This window comes from Burkholderia sp. YHN3-13, assembly GCF_055810675.1.
Genome location: NZ_JBVVNQ010000003.1, coordinates 204,012 through 219,775 on the forward strand (window position 1 = coordinate 204,012; position 15,764 = coordinate 219,775).

Annotated in this window: 16 protein-coding genes; 10 read left to right on the forward strand and 6 right to left on the reverse strand. The window is 69.7% G+C overall.

Annotation, left to right across the window (positions count from 1 at the left end; genetic code table 11):
- Positions 1-108 precede the first annotated feature (108 nt).
- From AC0KUR_RS09200 to fnr, 3 genes are all read left to right on the forward strand, one after another.
- Positions 109-2,097, forward strand: coding sequence for a PAS domain S-box protein (locus tag AC0KUR_RS09200; protein ID WP_473375748.1), 1,989 nt, complete (start codon positions 109-111; stop codon positions 2,095-2,097).
- Entirely contained in the window at positions 2,094-2,741 is a 648-nt protein-coding gene (locus AC0KUR_RS09205) for a response regulator (protein ID WP_034192114.1), read from the forward strand. Before AC0KUR_RS09200 ends, AC0KUR_RS09205 begins: the two co-directional genes overlap by 4 nt.
- A gap of 410 nt (positions 2,742-3,151) precedes the next feature.
- Positions 3,152-3,925, forward strand: coding sequence for a fumarate/nitrate reduction transcriptional regulator Fnr (gene fnr, locus AC0KUR_RS09210; protein ID WP_034192113.1), 774 nt, complete (start codon positions 3,152-3,154; stop codon positions 3,923-3,925).
- A gap of 25 nt (positions 3,926-3,950) precedes the next feature.
- Here fnr and AC0KUR_RS09215 read toward each other — a convergent pair whose 3' ends face one another.
- Complete coding sequence (locus AC0KUR_RS09215; RefSeq protein ID WP_473375749.1) at positions 3,951-4,940, reverse strand: zinc-dependent alcohol dehydrogenase family protein; 990 nt, start codon at positions 4,938-4,940, stop codon at positions 3,951-3,953.
- A gap of 173 nt (positions 4,941-5,113) precedes the next feature.
- Here AC0KUR_RS09215 and AC0KUR_RS09220 point away from each other — a divergent pair, with 173 nt between their 5' ends.
- The 5 genes from AC0KUR_RS09220 (at position 5,114) to AC0KUR_RS09240 (ending at position 9,823) form a co-directional block, all read left to right on the forward strand.
- A complete protein-coding gene (locus AC0KUR_RS09220) occupies positions 5,114-6,121 on the forward strand; it encodes an Acg family FMN-binding oxidoreductase (RefSeq protein WP_034192111.1) in 1,008 nt (335 codons plus the stop codon).
- Between the two features lie 19 nt (positions 6,122-6,140).
- A complete protein-coding gene (locus tag AC0KUR_RS09225; protein WP_034192110.1) occupies positions 6,141-6,476 on the forward strand; it encodes a c-type cytochrome in 336 nt (111 codons plus the stop codon).
- 22 nt (positions 6,477-6,498) lie between these two features.
- A complete protein-coding gene (locus AC0KUR_RS09230) occupies positions 6,499-7,527 on the forward strand; it encodes an LOG family protein (protein ID WP_473375750.1) in 1,029 nt (342 codons plus the stop codon).
- Between the two features lie 173 nt (positions 7,528-7,700).
- The gene (locus tag AC0KUR_RS09235) at positions 7,701-7,892 is read left to right on the forward strand and encodes a hypothetical protein (protein WP_226193873.1); all 192 of its coding nucleotides are present in this window, start codon (positions 7,701-7,703) and stop codon (positions 7,890-7,892) included.
- A gap of 164 nt (positions 7,893-8,056) precedes the next feature.
- The gene (locus tag AC0KUR_RS09240; protein ID WP_034192107.1) at positions 8,057-9,823 is read left to right on the forward strand and encodes a SulP family inorganic anion transporter; all 1,767 of its coding nucleotides are present in this window, start codon (positions 8,057-8,059) and stop codon (positions 9,821-9,823) included.
- A 258-nt stretch (positions 9,824-10,081) separates the two neighbouring features.
- Here AC0KUR_RS09240 and AC0KUR_RS09245 read toward each other — a convergent pair whose 3' ends face one another.
- Positions 10,082-10,732 carry a BON domain-containing protein gene (locus AC0KUR_RS09245; protein WP_034192176.1) on the reverse strand — a complete coding sequence of 217 codons (651 nt, stop codon included), beginning with the start codon at positions 10,730-10,732 and terminating at the stop codon, positions 10,082-10,084.
- A gap of 230 nt (positions 10,733-10,962) precedes the next feature.
- Between AC0KUR_RS09245 and AC0KUR_RS09250 the strand changes: the two genes are divergently transcribed.
- Complete coding sequence (locus tag AC0KUR_RS09250; protein ID WP_034192106.1) at positions 10,963-11,628, forward strand: nitroreductase family protein; 666 nt, start codon at positions 10,963-10,965, stop codon at positions 11,626-11,628.
- A 104-nt stretch (positions 11,629-11,732) separates the two neighbouring features.
- Here AC0KUR_RS09250 and AC0KUR_RS09255 read toward each other — a convergent pair whose 3' ends face one another.
- The 4 genes from AC0KUR_RS09255 to AC0KUR_RS09270 all read right to left on the reverse strand — a co-directional run bounded on the left by AC0KUR_RS09255 (position 11,733) and on the right by AC0KUR_RS09270 (position 13,799).
- A complete protein-coding gene (locus AC0KUR_RS09255; protein ID WP_034192105.1) occupies positions 11,733-12,167 on the reverse strand; it encodes an Hsp20/alpha crystallin family protein in 435 nt (144 codons plus the stop codon).
- Positions 12,168-12,345: 178 nt separating this feature from the next.
- Positions 12,346-12,621: a DUF1488 family protein gene (locus AC0KUR_RS09260; protein ID WP_034192175.1), complete on the reverse strand. Its 276-nt coding sequence runs from the start codon at positions 12,619-12,621 to the stop codon at positions 12,346-12,348.
- 41 nt (positions 12,622-12,662) lie between these two features.
- A complete protein-coding gene (locus AC0KUR_RS09265; RefSeq protein ID WP_034192104.1) occupies positions 12,663-13,136 on the reverse strand; it encodes a universal stress protein in 474 nt (157 codons plus the stop codon).
- A gap of 222 nt (positions 13,137-13,358) precedes the next feature.
- Positions 13,359-13,799 carry a hypothetical protein gene (locus AC0KUR_RS09270; RefSeq protein WP_069706180.1) on the reverse strand — a complete coding sequence of 147 codons (441 nt, stop codon included), beginning with the start codon at positions 13,797-13,799 and terminating at the stop codon, positions 13,359-13,361.
- A gap of 321 nt (positions 13,800-14,120) precedes the next feature.
- On the opposite strand from AC0KUR_RS09270, the gene AC0KUR_RS09275 reads away from it, so the two are divergent.
- Positions 14,121-15,719 carry a bifunctional aminoglycoside phosphotransferase/ATP-binding protein gene (locus tag AC0KUR_RS09275; RefSeq protein ID WP_059560935.1) on the forward strand — a complete coding sequence of 533 codons (1,599 nt, stop codon included), beginning with the start codon at positions 14,121-14,123 and terminating at the stop codon, positions 15,717-15,719.
- The last annotated feature ends 45 nt before the right edge of the window (positions 15,720-15,764 follow it).

Consider the following 15,764-nt stretch of genomic DNA (forward strand, 5'->3'; position numbering starts at 1 on the left):
GCGCACAATTCAGGGCGATATCGTGGTTGCGGCCCGCTCCGCCCTCCGTGCCCGGCGTCCGGCCCGCCGCCAGCCCGCCGTCGACGAAATCCGTCAGGATGAACGGCAATGACCGTGAATGCGCCCCCCTTCCGGGCCGGACCGGCTTCGCAGCCGATTCGACCCAGCCGATATGCGACCGTTGCCGTGCTGCTGACGCTGGTGCTCGGCGTGGCTGCCTCGTTTGCCGCATCCCGGCTGCTGCTGCATCGGGCGGAGCAAGCCGCCCAGGCGCGCTTCGCGCAAACCGCGACGCGCGCGACAGCCGACCTCCGCCGCAGCCTCCTCGGTGCCGCCGTCGTCCTGCGCGGCGCCCGGGAATTCGCGTCGGCACTGCCCGCGCCGCCGGACGGCGGCGCGTGGCGCCGTTATCTCGCCGGTCTCGATCTGGACGGGTTGCAGTCGCCGGTCCACAGCCTCGGGCGAATCGAGCCGAGCGTGGCGAACAACGATCAGCCGACCCGGCAGGCGCTGCAGCGGGCGGCGGAAACCGGCAAGGTCGCGCTCGCCGCGAACGCCATTCAGGACGGCACCGATGCGGCGATCGCCCGGACCGAACTGACGCTGTACTTGCCGATCGATGCACAGGGTGAAGACCGCACGTCGCCCAGCGCGCGGCACGCAACGGCGGCCGGGTACGTGTATGCGGCGCTGAATCCGGCTCGTCTCGTCGATCCGTCCCTGCTCGAACGGCTGCGCCTGGAAATCCTGGCCGACCATCCCGCGGCGCCCGTGTATTCCGGCGGTTTCGGCGGAAGCGACGCATTCGACGCCGGCGCGACATTCGAGCGGACCGATGCGCTGACATTCGGCGGCACGCCGCTCTCGCTCCACTACAGCGCGCCGCGCGCCGCGACGGACGCGGCCGCGACGGCCGTGCTGCTGGCGGGCATCGTACTGTCGCTGACGCTGGCCGCGCTCGTGCGGCAGGCCGTCGCGAACCGAACGCCGGCGCCCGCCGGCGACAGCCAGCCCACCGAGGCCCGGATGATGGGCATCATCCGCTCGTCGATGGAGGCCATCATCACCGTCGACGAAAGCCAGACGATCGTGATCTTCAACCCGGCCGCGGAGCGCGTGTTCGGCGTCTCCGCGATGGAGGCGGTCGGTGCGCCGCTGTCGCGTTTCATCCCCGAGCGCTTTCGCGCCGCGCATGCGCGACACGTCGAGCAATTCGGCGTGACCGGCGTGTCGGAGCGCCAGATGGGCCGGCAACGCGTGCTGTTCGGCTTGCGCGGCGACGGCACCGAGTTTCCGATCGAGGCGTCGATCTCGCAGATTCGCGACGGCACCGGCAAGCTGTACACGGTCATGCTGCGCGACGTGACCGAGCGGGTGCGCGCGGAAAACGCCCTCAAGCAGTCGCGCGAGGAACTGCGCGACCTGTCCGCCAACCTGCAGAACGTGCGCGAGGAAGAGAAGACGCGGATCGCGCGCGAACTGCACGACGACCTCGGCCAGCAACTCACCGCGCTCAAGATGGATCTGTCGGCCGTCGAACTGGGGCTCGCGGGCGTCGTCGCGCCCAACCCCGGCGTGCGCGAGCAACTGGGCGGCATGCACCGCCTGATCGATTCGACCGTTGCGTCGCTCCGGCGCATCGCGGCCGATCTGCGGCCGGTGATGCTCGACGACCTGGGCCTCGTCCCGGCGATCGACTGGCTGGCGAACGATTTCACGCGCCGCCACAGAATCACGGTCGACCGGGACATCGCCCCCGGCGACATCGCGTTCACCGGCGCGGGGGCGACCACGCTGTTCCGCATCGTGCAGGAGGCGCTGACCAACGTCGCGCGGCACTCGGACGCGACGAACGTGAAACTGTCGTTGAAAGCGGAAGACGGTTATTGCATGCTGCGCATCGCGGACAACGGTCACGGCGCGCCGGCGCCCCCCCGCGATGCGCAGGACCGTCCGTCGTTCGGCCTGATCGGCATCCGCGAGCGCGCGCACATGCTCGACGGCACGGTGACGATCGACAGCCAGCCGGGCAAGGGATTCACGATCACCGTGGCGCTGCCGCTGCACGCCATCGAGCAAGGAGAGATGCGGTCATGATCAGGGTACTCATCGCCGACGACCACGCACTCGTCAGGGACGGTCTTCGGCACATCCTGCAGAGCGCGAGCGGGTTCGAGGTCGTCGGCGAAGCGCAGGACAGTGCGTCGACGATCGCGCTCATGCGCGGCACGGACGCCAACGTGCTGGTGCTCGACCTGTCGATGCCCGGCCGCAACGGGGTCGAGCTCATCAAGCAGATCAAGGACGAGAAGCCGGGATTGCATATCCTCGTGCTGACGATGCATGCCGAGCAGCAGTACGCGGTGCGGGCATTCCGCGCGGGCGCCTCGGGCTACATGACCAAGGAAAGTGCCAGCGCCGAACTGGTCGCCGCCCTGACCAAGATCGCGGCCGGCGGCGTCTATGTCAGCCTGACCATGGCCGAGCAGTTCGCGCAGAGCCTGAACGAGCCGACCGATCTCCTGCCGCACCAGCGCCTGTCCGACCGCGAGTTCGACGTGTTCCGGCGCGTCACCACCGGCGAGTCGATTTCCGAGATCGCGCAGGCGCTCTGCGTCAGCGTCAAGACCGTCAGCACGTACAAGACGCGGATCCTCGAAAAAATGCAGATGCCGAACGACACCGCGCTCGTCCGCTACGCGATGCGCCACAAGCTGTTCGAGGACCCGGACGAGCTGTGACGCCGACGGCGGTATCGGGCACGGCCGCTTCCCCGCGCGGAGGGACCGGACGCATCGGCGCGGCGAAGCGCCGCCCGCCGTCCGTGTCCGGCGCACGCCGGCGACGCTCGCGACAAGATGCCGCAGCGCTGTAGGAAACGTCCTACAAGGCTTCCCTCTCCCCTACCGCAACTTCAATTCCGGCTGATTTTCTTGACGCCGCGCAACCTCCATACTTCGCATCAAGAAAAACGAGCAAACGTGCCTCCCGGAGCCAGGGCAGCATCATCGACGAGACCGGCGTAGCGGTCTCCGGCGCGTCCGGCGGGCTTTCCCGACACGAAGGCGGCAGACACCAAGACCGCCGCTACAACGGCCAGCGCGATCCCGCCCGACGGCGAACCGCCGCTGCCGCCGAACAGGAGCCGATCATGCAGAGCAGTGCCGAAGTCCCGACGACCATGCCGTTACGCCCGTTCATCCCGCTGCGCTCCGTCGAGCCGGCGGATCAGCCCAAGCGCGCCGCGTCCCGCTGTTCGACATGCGCGTTGCGTACCGTCTGCATGCCGCCCGATCTTTCTCCCGACGATTTCGCGCGCGTCGACGCGATGATCTGCACGACGCGCCACGTCCGGCGCGGCGAAACGCTGTTTCGCGCGGGGGACGCCTTCACCAGCATCTATGCGGTGCGGACCGGGTCGTTCAAGACCATCATGATGCATCGCGACGGCGACGAGCAGATCACCGGCTTCCAGATCGTCGGCGAATCGCTCGGGCTCGATGGCGTGCACACCGGGCATCACAACGGCGACGCGGTCGCGCTCGAGGACAGCACGGTCTGCATCATCCCGTTCGGCCAGCTCGAGCAGCTGTGCCGCGAAGTGCGGCCGATGCAGCATCACGTGTACCAGATGATGGGCGGCGAGATCGTGCGCGAATCGTCCCAGATGCTGCTGCTCGGCACGATGAGCGCCGAGCAGCGGGTGGCCGCGTTCCTGCTCAATCTTTCCGCGCGCTTCAAGGCGCGCGGCTACTCGGCCGCGGAATTCGTGCTGCGGATGACGCGCGACGAGATCGGCGAATACCTCGGCATGAAGCTCGAAACGGTCAGCCGCATGCTGTCGAAATTCCAGCACAAGGGGCTCGTCGCGGCGCAGGGCAAGCAGATCCGGATCGTCGATTCGGAAGGCCTGCGGCAAATCTGAGCGCGCCGCGGCGCCGTCGGGCGGATCAGCCGCGCATGCCCAGCACGGCGGCGCCCGATACGCGTCCGCCGCGCAGGTCGTCGAGTGCGCGGTTCGCGTCGGTCAGCGCGTAGCGCACTGCCTCGACCCGCAGCGGCATCGCGGCGGCGACCCGCATGAATTCGACTGCGTCCGCACGGGTCAGGTTGGCCACCGACGCGATGCGGCGTTCGCCCCACAGCCACGCGTACGGAAAGGCCGGGATGTCGCTCATGTGAATGCCGCCGCACACGACGATCCCGCCTTTGTCGACCGCGCGCAGCGCGGCCGGCACCAGCGCGCCCACCGGCGCGAAGATCAGCGCCGCATCGAGCGGCTCCGGCGGCGTTTCGTCGCTGCCGGCGGCCCATGCGGCGCCCAGCGACAGCGCGAGCTGCTGCGCGTCCGTGTCGCCGGGCTTCGTCAGCGCGAACACCTCGCGTCCTTCGCCATGCGCGACCTGCGCGACGAGATGCGCCGCCGCACCGAAGCCATAGATGCCGATGCGGCGCGCGTCGCCCGCCATGCGCAAGGTTCGGTAGCCGATCAGGCCCGCGCACAGGAGCGGCGCGGCTTCCAGGTCGGCATAGCGCCGCGGCAGATGCACGCAATACCGGTGATCGGCGGCCGCACGCTCGGCGTAGCCGCCGTCGATCGTATAGCCGGTGAATCCGGCGGTGTCGCACAGGTTCTCGCGGCCGGACGTGCAATACGCGCAATGCCCGCACGTCGAGCCGAGCCACGGAACACCCACGCGGTCGCCCACCGCGAAGCCCGTCACGCCCGCACCCATCGCGCGCACCGTTCCGACGATTTCGTGCCCCGGAATCAGCGGCAGCTTCGGATACGCGAGCTCGCCGTCGACGACGTGAAGATCTGTCCGACACACGCCGCATGCATGCACGTCGATCAGCAGTTGGCCCGGCGCGGGCGACGGATCCGGCACGCGCGCTTCGCGCAAGTGCGGCGTCGTGCCGTCAAACATCATCGCGAGCATGCTCCCCTCCCTGCGCGATCGGTCTCGCGCGTTTCGCATTCCAAGCGTAGCCGCACCGCAACGCGCGCGGCTCGCCCGATGACGGGGGCTTGACGTGGGTCAACGGCCGCCGGTCGGTTGCTGACACGATGAAGTGGCATGACGCCGCCCGCGCGGCAACCAGGAGATGATCGATGATATCCGTTCCGCCGCTTGCCGCAAGCGCCCATCCCGACCAGCAACTGAGGGAGCTGCTGGGCTACGCGGTGCTGGCGCCGTCCAGCCATAATTCCCAGCCGTGGCGCTTCCTGGTCAACGGCACCACGATGTCGGTCTGCGCCGACCGCGTCCGCGCGCTGCCGGTGGTCGATCCGTTCGATCGCGAGCTGATCATGAGCTGCGGCGCGGCGTTGCTCAACCTGCGAGTCGCGCTCAATCACGCCGGGCTCGCCCATACGATCCGCACGTTTCCGTCCGAGGTCGATCCCGATCTCCTGGCACTCGTCCGGGTCTGCGACGACGGTTATTCCGATGCGTCGCTCGGCGCGCTGTTCGATGCGATTCCGGAGCGCGTCACCACGCGCGCGCCGTTCGAATCGACGGCCGTGCCGGACGAGATCCAGCAGGCGCTGATCGCGGCGGGCGTCGCGGAAGGTGCCGACGTCGCGTGCGTCGACTCGATCGCGCATCGCGCGCGCGTCGCCGAGCTGGTGGCCGAGGCCGACCGTCAGCAGTTCGCGGACCCGCGCTTTCGCCGCGAGCTGGCGAGCTGGATCGATCCGCGCCGGCACGTCGACGGCATGCCGGCCTTCGCGGCCGGCGTGCCGTCGTTGCTGGACTTCGCCGCGCCCGTCGTGACGATGGCGGTACGGACCTTCGATCTCGGCAACGGGCTCGCCGCGCTGCATCACCAGCTCGTCGGTGCGTCGCCGCTGATCGTGTGCATCGCGACCGTGCGCGACGATCGCGAAGCGTGGCTCGCCGCCGGCCAGGCGCTCGAGCGCATCCTGCTCGTCGCGACGCGCGCGGGTTATACCGCGTCGTACCTGAACCAGCCGATCGAGACGGCCGGCCTGCGTGCCCACCTGCGCCACATGCTCGGGCTGCGCGGCGAGCCGCAGTTGCTGCTGCGCGTCGGGCGCGGTCCGCATACGCCGCATTCGCCGCGTCGCCCGCTCGACGACGTGATCTCCTTCACCTGACCTCGACGAGGAACCGAACATGAACGTCATGCGTTGCGCCGCCCTCTGCGTGATCGCCGTCGCGGCCGGCGCGGCCGCCGCGCAGACGACCGTGCCCGAGCCGACCGAACTCGTCAATGCCCAGCACTGCATGTTCTGCCATACGCTCGACATGACGTTCCTCGGGCCGTCGTTTCACGAGATCGCCGAGCGCTACCGCGGCGATCCGCACGCCGCCGCGGAACTGGAACGCAAGCTGCGCGTCGGCGGCCGTGCGCATTGGGGCGACACGCCGATGCCGTCCGCCGTCGATCGCGGCGGGCCGCTGTCTCCCGACGACGCGCATCAGCTCGTGCAATGGGTGTTGAGCCAGTGATCGGCGCGCGGCACTTCCGTTCATGTCGACCCTCGTGAAACGCGCGCCCGCCGGCATGGCGAGAGACCGCGCACGCCGCCGCCCCGCATCCGCCGCGACGCTCGCGAAGGCCCGCGCCAAACGGCCGCGCGCGAAGCCCGAGGCCGTCGTCGGCGAGGACCCCGGCGGGCGCACCCCGCGCCGGCCGCGGCGCGGCGCCCATTCCCTGAACCGGCCGCCGGCCGAGGAAGACGCGACCCTTCTGCAGGGTGCCGGCATGCGCGGCATCCGGCTGCAATTCGATTACTGGAAAGCCGAGGAGCGGCTGCAAAACGAGCGGATTGGCCATGCGGTCGTGATCTACGGCAGCACGCGCATCGTCGCGCCGTCGGTCGCGAAGGCGCGGCTGGACGAGGCGAATCGCCTGCTCGCGGAGCGTCCGTACGACGCGGGCCGGCGGCGCGCCGTCACGATCGCCAGCCGGCTCGTCGAATACAGCGTGTATTACCGCGTCGCGCGCGAATTCGGGCGCATCGTCGCGCATGCCGACCGCTGCACGCGCACCGCGCGCCTCGCCATCGTCACGGGCGGCGGTCCCGGCATCATGGAGGCCGCCAACCGCGGCGCCTACGAACGCGGCGCGCCGAGCATCGGCTTCAATATCGAGCTGCCGCGCGAACAGGCACCCAATCCGTACATCACGCCGGCGCTCGGCTTCCGGTTCCACTATTTCGCGATCCGCAAGCTGCACCTGCTCGAGCGCGCGAAAGCGGCCGTCTTCTTCCCCGGCGGCTACGGCACCTTCGACGAGCTGTTCGAGGTGCTGACCTTGCTACAGACCCGAAAGATCGCGCCGCTGCCGGTCATCCTCGTCGGCGAGGCGTACTGGCGCCGCGCGATCGACCTGGCGTTTCTTGCCGACGAAGGGATGATCGACCGCCGCGACCTGGAACTGTTCACGTATTGCGAATCCGCCGCGGCGATCTGGCAAGCGATAGGCGGCTGGTACGCGCGGCGGCGCGAACGCGCGCCGGCACGCTGCAACGCGGCTTCGACGCCACGTGCCGTGTAGGAATCGGCCGACGGAACGGGCGCGATTCCTACCGCGACTTCGGGGCAGGCTGATTGAACCGCGGGCGCGCGACAACGATACTGAAATCACGGGTACCGGCCGACCGGCACGCCGATCGCGCAACCACCAGGAGAGACGTCATGTCAAACGCCGACTATCGTTCCGATTCGGGGATGCGGGTTGCCGCGTCCGACACGGCAGCGCTCGACACGCTGGCACTCGTCGCCCTCGCCCGGGACGCCGGCATGCTGGTGATACTCGACGGACAGATCGGGCGCGAGCGGTACGAAAGCGTGACGGGATCGATCGCCACGCTGGCCCGCTTCGCCCAGGCGCTGCAGCTTGCCGCGCTCAAGGCGGCGTGATGCCCGGCATCGCGGCGGCGGGCATCGGCAGCCGTCGCCGGTGCGACGGCCGCTGTCGCCGCGCGGTGTCGCGCGTCCGTTCGAGAGCGGCCACCTTTCAATGAACGGCTGCCTGTCGGGGCACGGCAACCCTTGCGCCCCGACCTTGTCCCGATGAAGCCGCGATGAACCGCCCGTTTTCCGGAAGGGTTGCCCGCATGCTTCCGGGCGTGGCGCTGCTCGCGCACTATCGGCGCGCGTGGCTCGCGCGCGACCTGTACGCGGGAATTGCGCTTTCGGCCATCCTGGTGCCGGTCGGCATGAGCTACGCGCAGGCAGCCGGGCTGCCCGCCATCACGGGCCTCCATGCATCGATCGCCGCATTGCTCGCCTATGCGCTACTCGGCCCGAGCCGGATCCTCGTTCTCGGCCCCGATTCCGCGCTGGCGGCGCTGATCGCGGGTGCCATCGCCCCGCTCGCCGCCCATGATCCGCAGCGCGCGATCGCGCTGTCGGGCGCGCTGGCGCTGTCGGCGGGCGCGATCTGCATCCTGTTCGGTGCGCTCGGTCTCGGTTTCGTCACCGACCTGCTGTCGCGCCCGATCCAGTACGGTTACCTGAACGGCATCGCGATCGCGCTCGTCGTCGGGCGGTTGCCCGAATTGTTCGGCATGCCCGTGTCGGGCAGCGACGTGTTGTCCAGCTTGCCGCGCATCGCGCACGCCTTCGCCGACGGCCGTTTTTCCCTCGCCGCCGGCCTGCTCGGCGCCGCGGTGCTGGCAGCCATTTTCCTGATCAAACGCGTGACGCCGCGCGGGCCCGGCATATTGGTCGCCGTGCTGGCGGCAACGCTCGTCGCTCGCCTGCCGCCGTTGCACGGCGTCGCGACGGTCGGCGCGTTGCCGGCCGGCCTGCCCGCCCCGCACCTGCCGGCCGTCTCGCTGGCCGACGTGGGCGCACTCGCGTCCGGCGCGATCGCCGTCGCGCTGGTGTCGTTCGCCGACATCAGCATGCTGTCGCGCGCGCTGTCCGTACGGGCGGGCGATGCGCCGGACCGCAACCAAGAGCTGATCGCACTGGGCGCGGCCAATCTGCTGGCCGGCGTGACGCAGGGCTGCGCGGTCAGCAGCAGCGCGTCCCGCACGCCGGTCGCGATCGCCGCGGGCGCGCAAAGCCAGGTCACGAACGTCGTCGCCGCCGCGTGCATCGCGATACTGCTCGTTGCCGCGCCGATGCTGCTGACGTTCGTCCCGCGCACCGCGCTGGCCGCGGTCGTGATCTACGCGGCGTTCGGCATCGCCGACGTCCGCGGCGTCGTCCGGCTGTACCGGATGCGCCGCGGAGAATGCCTGATCTCGATGCTGTGCTTCGCCGGCGTGATCGGCATGGGCGTCGTGCCAGGCATCCTGCTCGCCAGTGCACTGTCGCTGCTGTCGTTCGTCTGGCGGGCCTGGCACCCGTACGACGCGGTGCTGGGCCGGCTGACCGGCGTGCGCGGCTATCACGACGTCGCGCGGCATCCCGACGCCGTGCAAACGCCGGGGCTCGTGCTGTTTCGATGGGATGCGCCGCTCTTCTATGCGAACGTCGAGATCTTCTGCGAGCATCTGGATGCCGCGATCGCACGAGCGGCCGGCCCGGTCACGCGAATCGTGATCGCCGCCGAGCCCGTCACCGACATCGACGTCAGCGCCGCGGACCGGCTCGTCGCGCTGCGCGAGGAACTCGGGGAGCGCGGCATCGCGATGAATTTCGCGGAAATGAAGGGGCCGGTGAAGGATCGCCTGCGCGCCTACGGCCTGTTCGACGCATTCGGCGCGGCCAGCTTCTTTCCGACCGTGACCGATGCGGTCGCCCGTCATGTCCGGCAGCCGGAACGACATGTGCGTGCCTGCCGGAGAAAGCGCGCGCGGCACCGGCGCGTCTCGCGCAAGACGCGGCAAACGCAATAGTCGGGCGCGGACGACCCGGGCGCGCAGCGAATCCGTCGCGGCTTCGCGCTCGATCCCGTGCGTCCCGCCGTGCTCGAACGTCCGCCCGCGGATACCGTCCGGTGATTCGAGCGTGACGTGGGGCCGGCAGCGGAAGCCGCCCGTTGCGGCCGCGACCGTCTCGATCGCAACCGCCCCGCCCGTTTCGTGAAATGCACCTGAAAGCGTCATCCGGCGACCCTGCCGGATCGCCGTGGACCGCCCGTCCGCCTGCCGGACTTACTCGACCACCAGGTCGTCGACGACGGCACGCACGCCGCGCGCGGACCACGCGGCACCCCGCACGGCCTTGCGTTCGGAAAACGAGCCGACCTTGCCGGACAGCCGCACGGTACCGTCGTGCACGTCGATCGCGATGTGCTTCGCCTCACGCTCCGCGTGACGCATGATCGCGCGCTTGATGTTGCCGCCGATGTCGTCCGAACCGACCGTGCCCTGCACCGCGATGTGGTCGGTCACGCCCGTCACGCTGCGCATCTGCGAGATCGCGCGCACGGCCAGGTGGCTCTGGTACGCCCAGTCGACCCTGCCCGACAACGTGATCCAGCCGCGCTCGACCTGCACCTTGACCGCGTCGTCGTGCAGCCCGACCGTCCAGTGCAGCACCGAACGCACCGCTTTCGCGATGTCCTCGTCGGTGCGCACGTCGTCGTCCGGCAGATGCACGGTCATGTCGACGACGAGCGCCTTGACGCCGCCCACGCGGTTCGCCGCACGCTCGATCGCCAGCTTCTCCGCGTAGCTCGGCGGATGACCCGAAAGCGTCACGATCCGGTCGGCCACCTCGACGCCGATGCGGGTCGAATCGATCGACGGGTCGGACTCCAGTTCGTCCTGGACATCCTGCTTCAACTGCTTGTCGGTTTTCATCGTCTGCTCTCCTGTGAGCCGCGGCGCGCCTGTCCGCCGCACGTCGTCAGCGTTGCACACGCGCGGCGCCCGGTCGCTGATGCAGGTCAACGGATGCCGCACGCCGCAAGTCGTGGCCGGCCGGTGCGCTGCTTGACGGAAGTCAAGCCGATACGGCCCAGCCGCCTTATCGTGAGATCGCCGATGCGCGAGGTTCCAGGCACGCGCAATCACGCTTCAAGGAGACTCGCATGACCGCACCGCACCTGTTGGCCTATTCGCCGGCGCCCGCCGCGCGGCCGGCGTCGCCCGAGGGCGACTCGCCGGAGATCATCGACCTGCCGCGCCCGATGCTCGACAACGACGTGCCGCTGATGGCCGCGCTCGCGACCCGCATGAGTTCCCGCGAATTCGCCGCCGCGCCGCTCCCGCCGGTGACGCTCGGCACGCTGTTGTGGGCGGCGGACGGCATCAACCGGCCGGCAAGCGGCGGCCGAACCGCGCCGTCCGCGCACGCATTCAACGAAATCGACATCTACGTGGCGCTGCCTGGCGGCGTCTATCGTTACGATGCGCCCGCGCACCGGCTCGTGCTCAAGCATGCCGTCGATGCGCGCAACCTGACCGGCTATCAGGACTTCGTCGGCCGCGCGCCGCTGGATCTCGTCTACGTCGTCCGGACGGCCGCGATACTCGACATGCCGCCCCAGCAACGCGACGTGTTCTCGGCAATCGCGGCCGGCGCCATCGCGCAGAACGTCTCGCTGTACTGCGCGGCGGCCGGCCTCGGCACCGTCGTGCGCGGCTGGATCAATCACCGCACGCTCGCCGACGCGCTGCGGCTGAACGAGGACGAGTTGCCGATCCTCGCGCAGACGGTCGGCTATCGGACCGGCAGTGCGCCCTCGCATGCGTGAGCACGGCAGCGGCCGCGCCTGCAAGACGGCGCGCGGATCGCTCCGCGCGCCGGATCCTCCCGATGGGCGACGCGTGCCCGCATCGCCCGTTGCCCGTCGTCCGATCAGCTGATCGCCAGTTTCTTCTGCCCGACCGGCGCCTTCTTCGGCAGCGTCAGCGACAGCAGGCCATCCTGATAGGTCGCCTTCGCGTTCGCATCGTCGATGTCGCCGGACAGCGAGAACGAGCGGCTGATCGCACCGCTGTAGCGCTCGCGCCGGATCACGCGCTCACCGTCCTTTTGCTCGTTGTTGCGCTCGATCTTCGCGTGGATCGATACGGTGTTGCCTGTCACCTGGACGTCGATGTCGTCCTTCGCGACGCCGGGCAGCTCCGCGTTCACCGTGTACGCCTTGTCGTTTTCCGTGACGTCGATCTTCATCGATGCGAGATCGGGCTCGTCGGCCAGCGTCATGCCGCGCAGCGGCCTGAACAGACCCTGGAACAGATCGGCCACGGGTTCGATCGAAAACGGATCGTAACGCGTCATGTTGCTCATGATTCGCACTCCTCATAGGGATGACGTGCAGCCGGTGCGCTCGTCCCGGCAGCAGCGACCGCAATGAAGACCGGACGGCGCGGCACCGCATGCCGCGCGTGGGACGACTGATCGTTCGAATTCCAGCGTACCTCCGCGCCCCGGCACGCGCTTGATGCGCGTCAAGGGCGGCGGCCGATTACGTGCAGAACCGGAAATGGCCGCTGTGGAGCAGGATCGGCCGACCGCCGATTTCCTCGAGCAGGCAGCGCGCGGCGCGCTCGATCGCGGGACGATGGCGTGCGAATGCATCGACGAGGTCCGGCTCGCGAGGGGATGCCGCGCGGAAATGATCTTCCAGCGCGGCCGCGGTGATCGCGCAGCGTACGCGGCGGCCCTCGACGAGCGCCGGAAAGCTCAGTGCGGAATCGAGGTCGCAATACGTCGGATGTTCGGAAGGAAACGAGATCTGCATGATGATCACCTGGGCGGGTAACGCACGGGCCGACGGCGGGACTAGGCCGCCGCGACCGTCGCGTGCGCGGCATCCTCGCCGCGCACGAGCAGGACCGGGCAACGCGATGCGCGGAGGAAGCGCTCGGCGACGCTGCCGAGCACCAGCCGCCGGACACCGCGTCGACCATGCGTGCCGACCACGGCCAGATCGATCGAATGATCGACGACGTAGCGCTGCAGGCGCGCCGCGACATCCTGACCGAAATCGGTCTCGACGAGGTCCGTCTCGCCGTTGACGGCCGCGCGCGCGATCGTCCGGTCGGCATCGTGCAAGATCGCGGCGCCATGGCGCCGGATCTCGTCGAGCAAGGCTTCCGGCTCGATGCGGCCGCGGTAGGCGAGCAGCGCGGATTTGTCGACGACGAACACGGCGAACAGGCGGGCGCCGCACACTTTGGCCATCCTCAGGCCTGCGTCGAGCGCCTGATTCGCGGTAGGACTGCCATCCGTCGCAACCATGATCGTCGTGTACATGCGGGCCTCGCTGAGGAACGGACGCGCGAGCGGCGTCCGGATTCGCTTCCATCATCGGCGCTCGCCGCCGGCGCGCGTTGACCGGGGTCAACGGTTTGAAGCCGCGATGAAACCAGCACGCGCGGAGACTGGCGGCAGCCGCGGCATGCGGGCCCGAGCGGCCGGCATCCGGCCGACCGGGAGGCGCGGCACCGCGTGGCCCGGAATCGGCGGCATCCGACGCTAGCTCGGCGGGTTCTCATCAGGCCGGAAGCCCTGCTCGATTTCAAGGATCTTCCGCGCGCACACATCGTATTGCCAGCCGGGGCCGCCGTCGGTGTCGTACATGCCCTTGCACATCGCCTTGAGCCGGATCACCGCGCCGCCGCCGCCCGATTCCACGCGCGACGCCCAGAGATAGACTTGTCCCGCCGCATACGGTTGCGCCGTCTCGATCCGGTCCGCACCGAATCGCGTGATCCGGGTCGACGAATGCGCCTGGACGTAGCGCCGCGTGCGGCTCCACGCTCGGTCGCATTCGGACGGTGTCGAACACGGCAGCGATGCGGCCTGACGCATCGCGAGCAGTCGTGTTTCCATCGTCCTGAATGTCGCGGATCGCTCCGCGCCGGCGCAGGCGCCCAGCGCGAGCAGCACGATCATCGCGAACGCTCGTCGTTTCATCGTCAATGCCTCTCGGGCCGTGAATGAGGCCGTGAATGCCGCACATGGTCGCGCGCCGCTTGACGCAGGCGCCACAGCCGACTGTATGCGCCGCGTCGGCGGCCGCGGTTGACCTGCATCAAGCGCGCTTTCGCGCCTCCGGCTTGACCGGCATCAAGCCGGAATGCGCCGCGCTCGGCTGCAATACGGCTCATCGAGTCGGCAATGCCCGGCCTGCCGGTCCGGCGACATCGGGCAGACGGGAGCGCGCAGGCTCGGGTCGAATCCAACCCGCCGGGTGCGGCAACGCGCAGACGCACCCGTACAACCCATTCGTTCATCATGTCCCGAGCGCCGCATCCCCCGTTCGTGCCGAGTCGCGGAAACACGCGACGACAGTCGACGCAATTCGATCGCGCCATGCGCCGACCTGCCACCTATCCGCACCCCGCGGGCCGGATCGAGCGGATCGAAACCCATCTGTCCGTCGTTTATCTGGCCGGGCGCTATGCGTACAAGCGCATCAAGCCGGTGCGCTTCGCCTTCGTGGATCTCGTGCGGCCGGCGCGGCGGCGCCGCTGCGCGCTCGCGGAATGCACGCTCAACCGGCCGTTTGCCGGCCCGTTGTACCTGGGTGTCTGGCCGCTCCTCGCGCACGGCCGGCGCTGCGCGTTCGGGGCACCGGTGCCGACCGGCGGGCGCCGGCAGCGGACGGTGCCGGGCGAATACGTGGTACGCATGCGCCGTTTCGACGCGCACGCGATGTTGTCGGCTCGCAGCGCATCGCACGACGACGGTCTCGCGGATGCGGACGCCCTCGCCGATACGCTGGCCCGCCACCATCTGCATGCGCCGCGCCGTGCGCCGCGCGGCCATCCCGGTAGCGCCGCCGGCGTCGCGGCCCAGTGCCGCCCCTTGCTCGACACGCTCGACGTCACGGTGCCGGACGAAGCCGCGCTGCGCGCCTGGTACGACGCCGAGCTGATCCGCATCGCGCCGCTGCTCGCCGCTCGGCAATCGCGCGGTTTCGTGCGCGCGTGCCACGGGGATCTGCATCTCGACAACATCGTGCGCTGGCGGAACCGGATCCTGATGTTCGACTGCATCGAATTCGACGACGCGCTGCGCTGGATCGACGTGGCGAGCGATCTCGCGTTCGCGCTGATGGATTTCTCCGCCCACGGACGCGAGGATTGCGCCCGGCGCCTCCTTTCCGGCTGGCTGGCACGCACGGGCGACCCCGCGGCACTGGGCGTGCTGCCGTGCTACTTCGTCTACCGTGCGCTGGTGCGCGCGCTGACCGCCCGGCTGCGCGGCGACGAAGCGGCGCGCGAGCGCTATCTGCGCACGGCGTCGGCAATGGCCGACGCACGACGCGATGCGCAACCGGTTTTGCTCCTGTGTCACGGGCTGTCCGGCTCGGGCAAATCGCTGGCCAGCCGCGCACTGGCCGAGCGGCTCGGCGCGATCCGGTTGTCCAGCGACGACACACGCAAGCGCGTGGCCGGCGCCTCGGCCGGCACCCGCCTGCCCTCGAATGCGTATTCGGACACGGCGATCGACGAGATCTACGACGGACTGCTTTCGACGGCTCGCGTAGTGCTCGACAGCGGCTACACGGCGATCGTCGACGCCACGTTCCTGCGCGGGTGCCACCGGGCAGCGTTCATCGCGCTCGCCGCACGGCTCGGCGTGCGCGTCGCGATACTGGATTTCACCGCGAGCCCGGCAACGCTTGCCGTGCGTGTCGCTGCCCGGGCGGCACGCGGGCACGATGCCTCCGATGCCGACACCGCCGTGCTGGCCCGGCAGATCGAGCAGGCCGATCCGCTGACCGAAGCCGAAGCGGCGATCGCCGTCCGCTTCGATACCGACCGCGACGCCGCCGCATATGGCAGCCGCGCGTTCTGGTCGCCGCTGCTCGCCGCACTGCGCGCGTAGGCGCGCGGGGCGAATCCCGCCGGCACACGGCCGGGCCGCCCCATC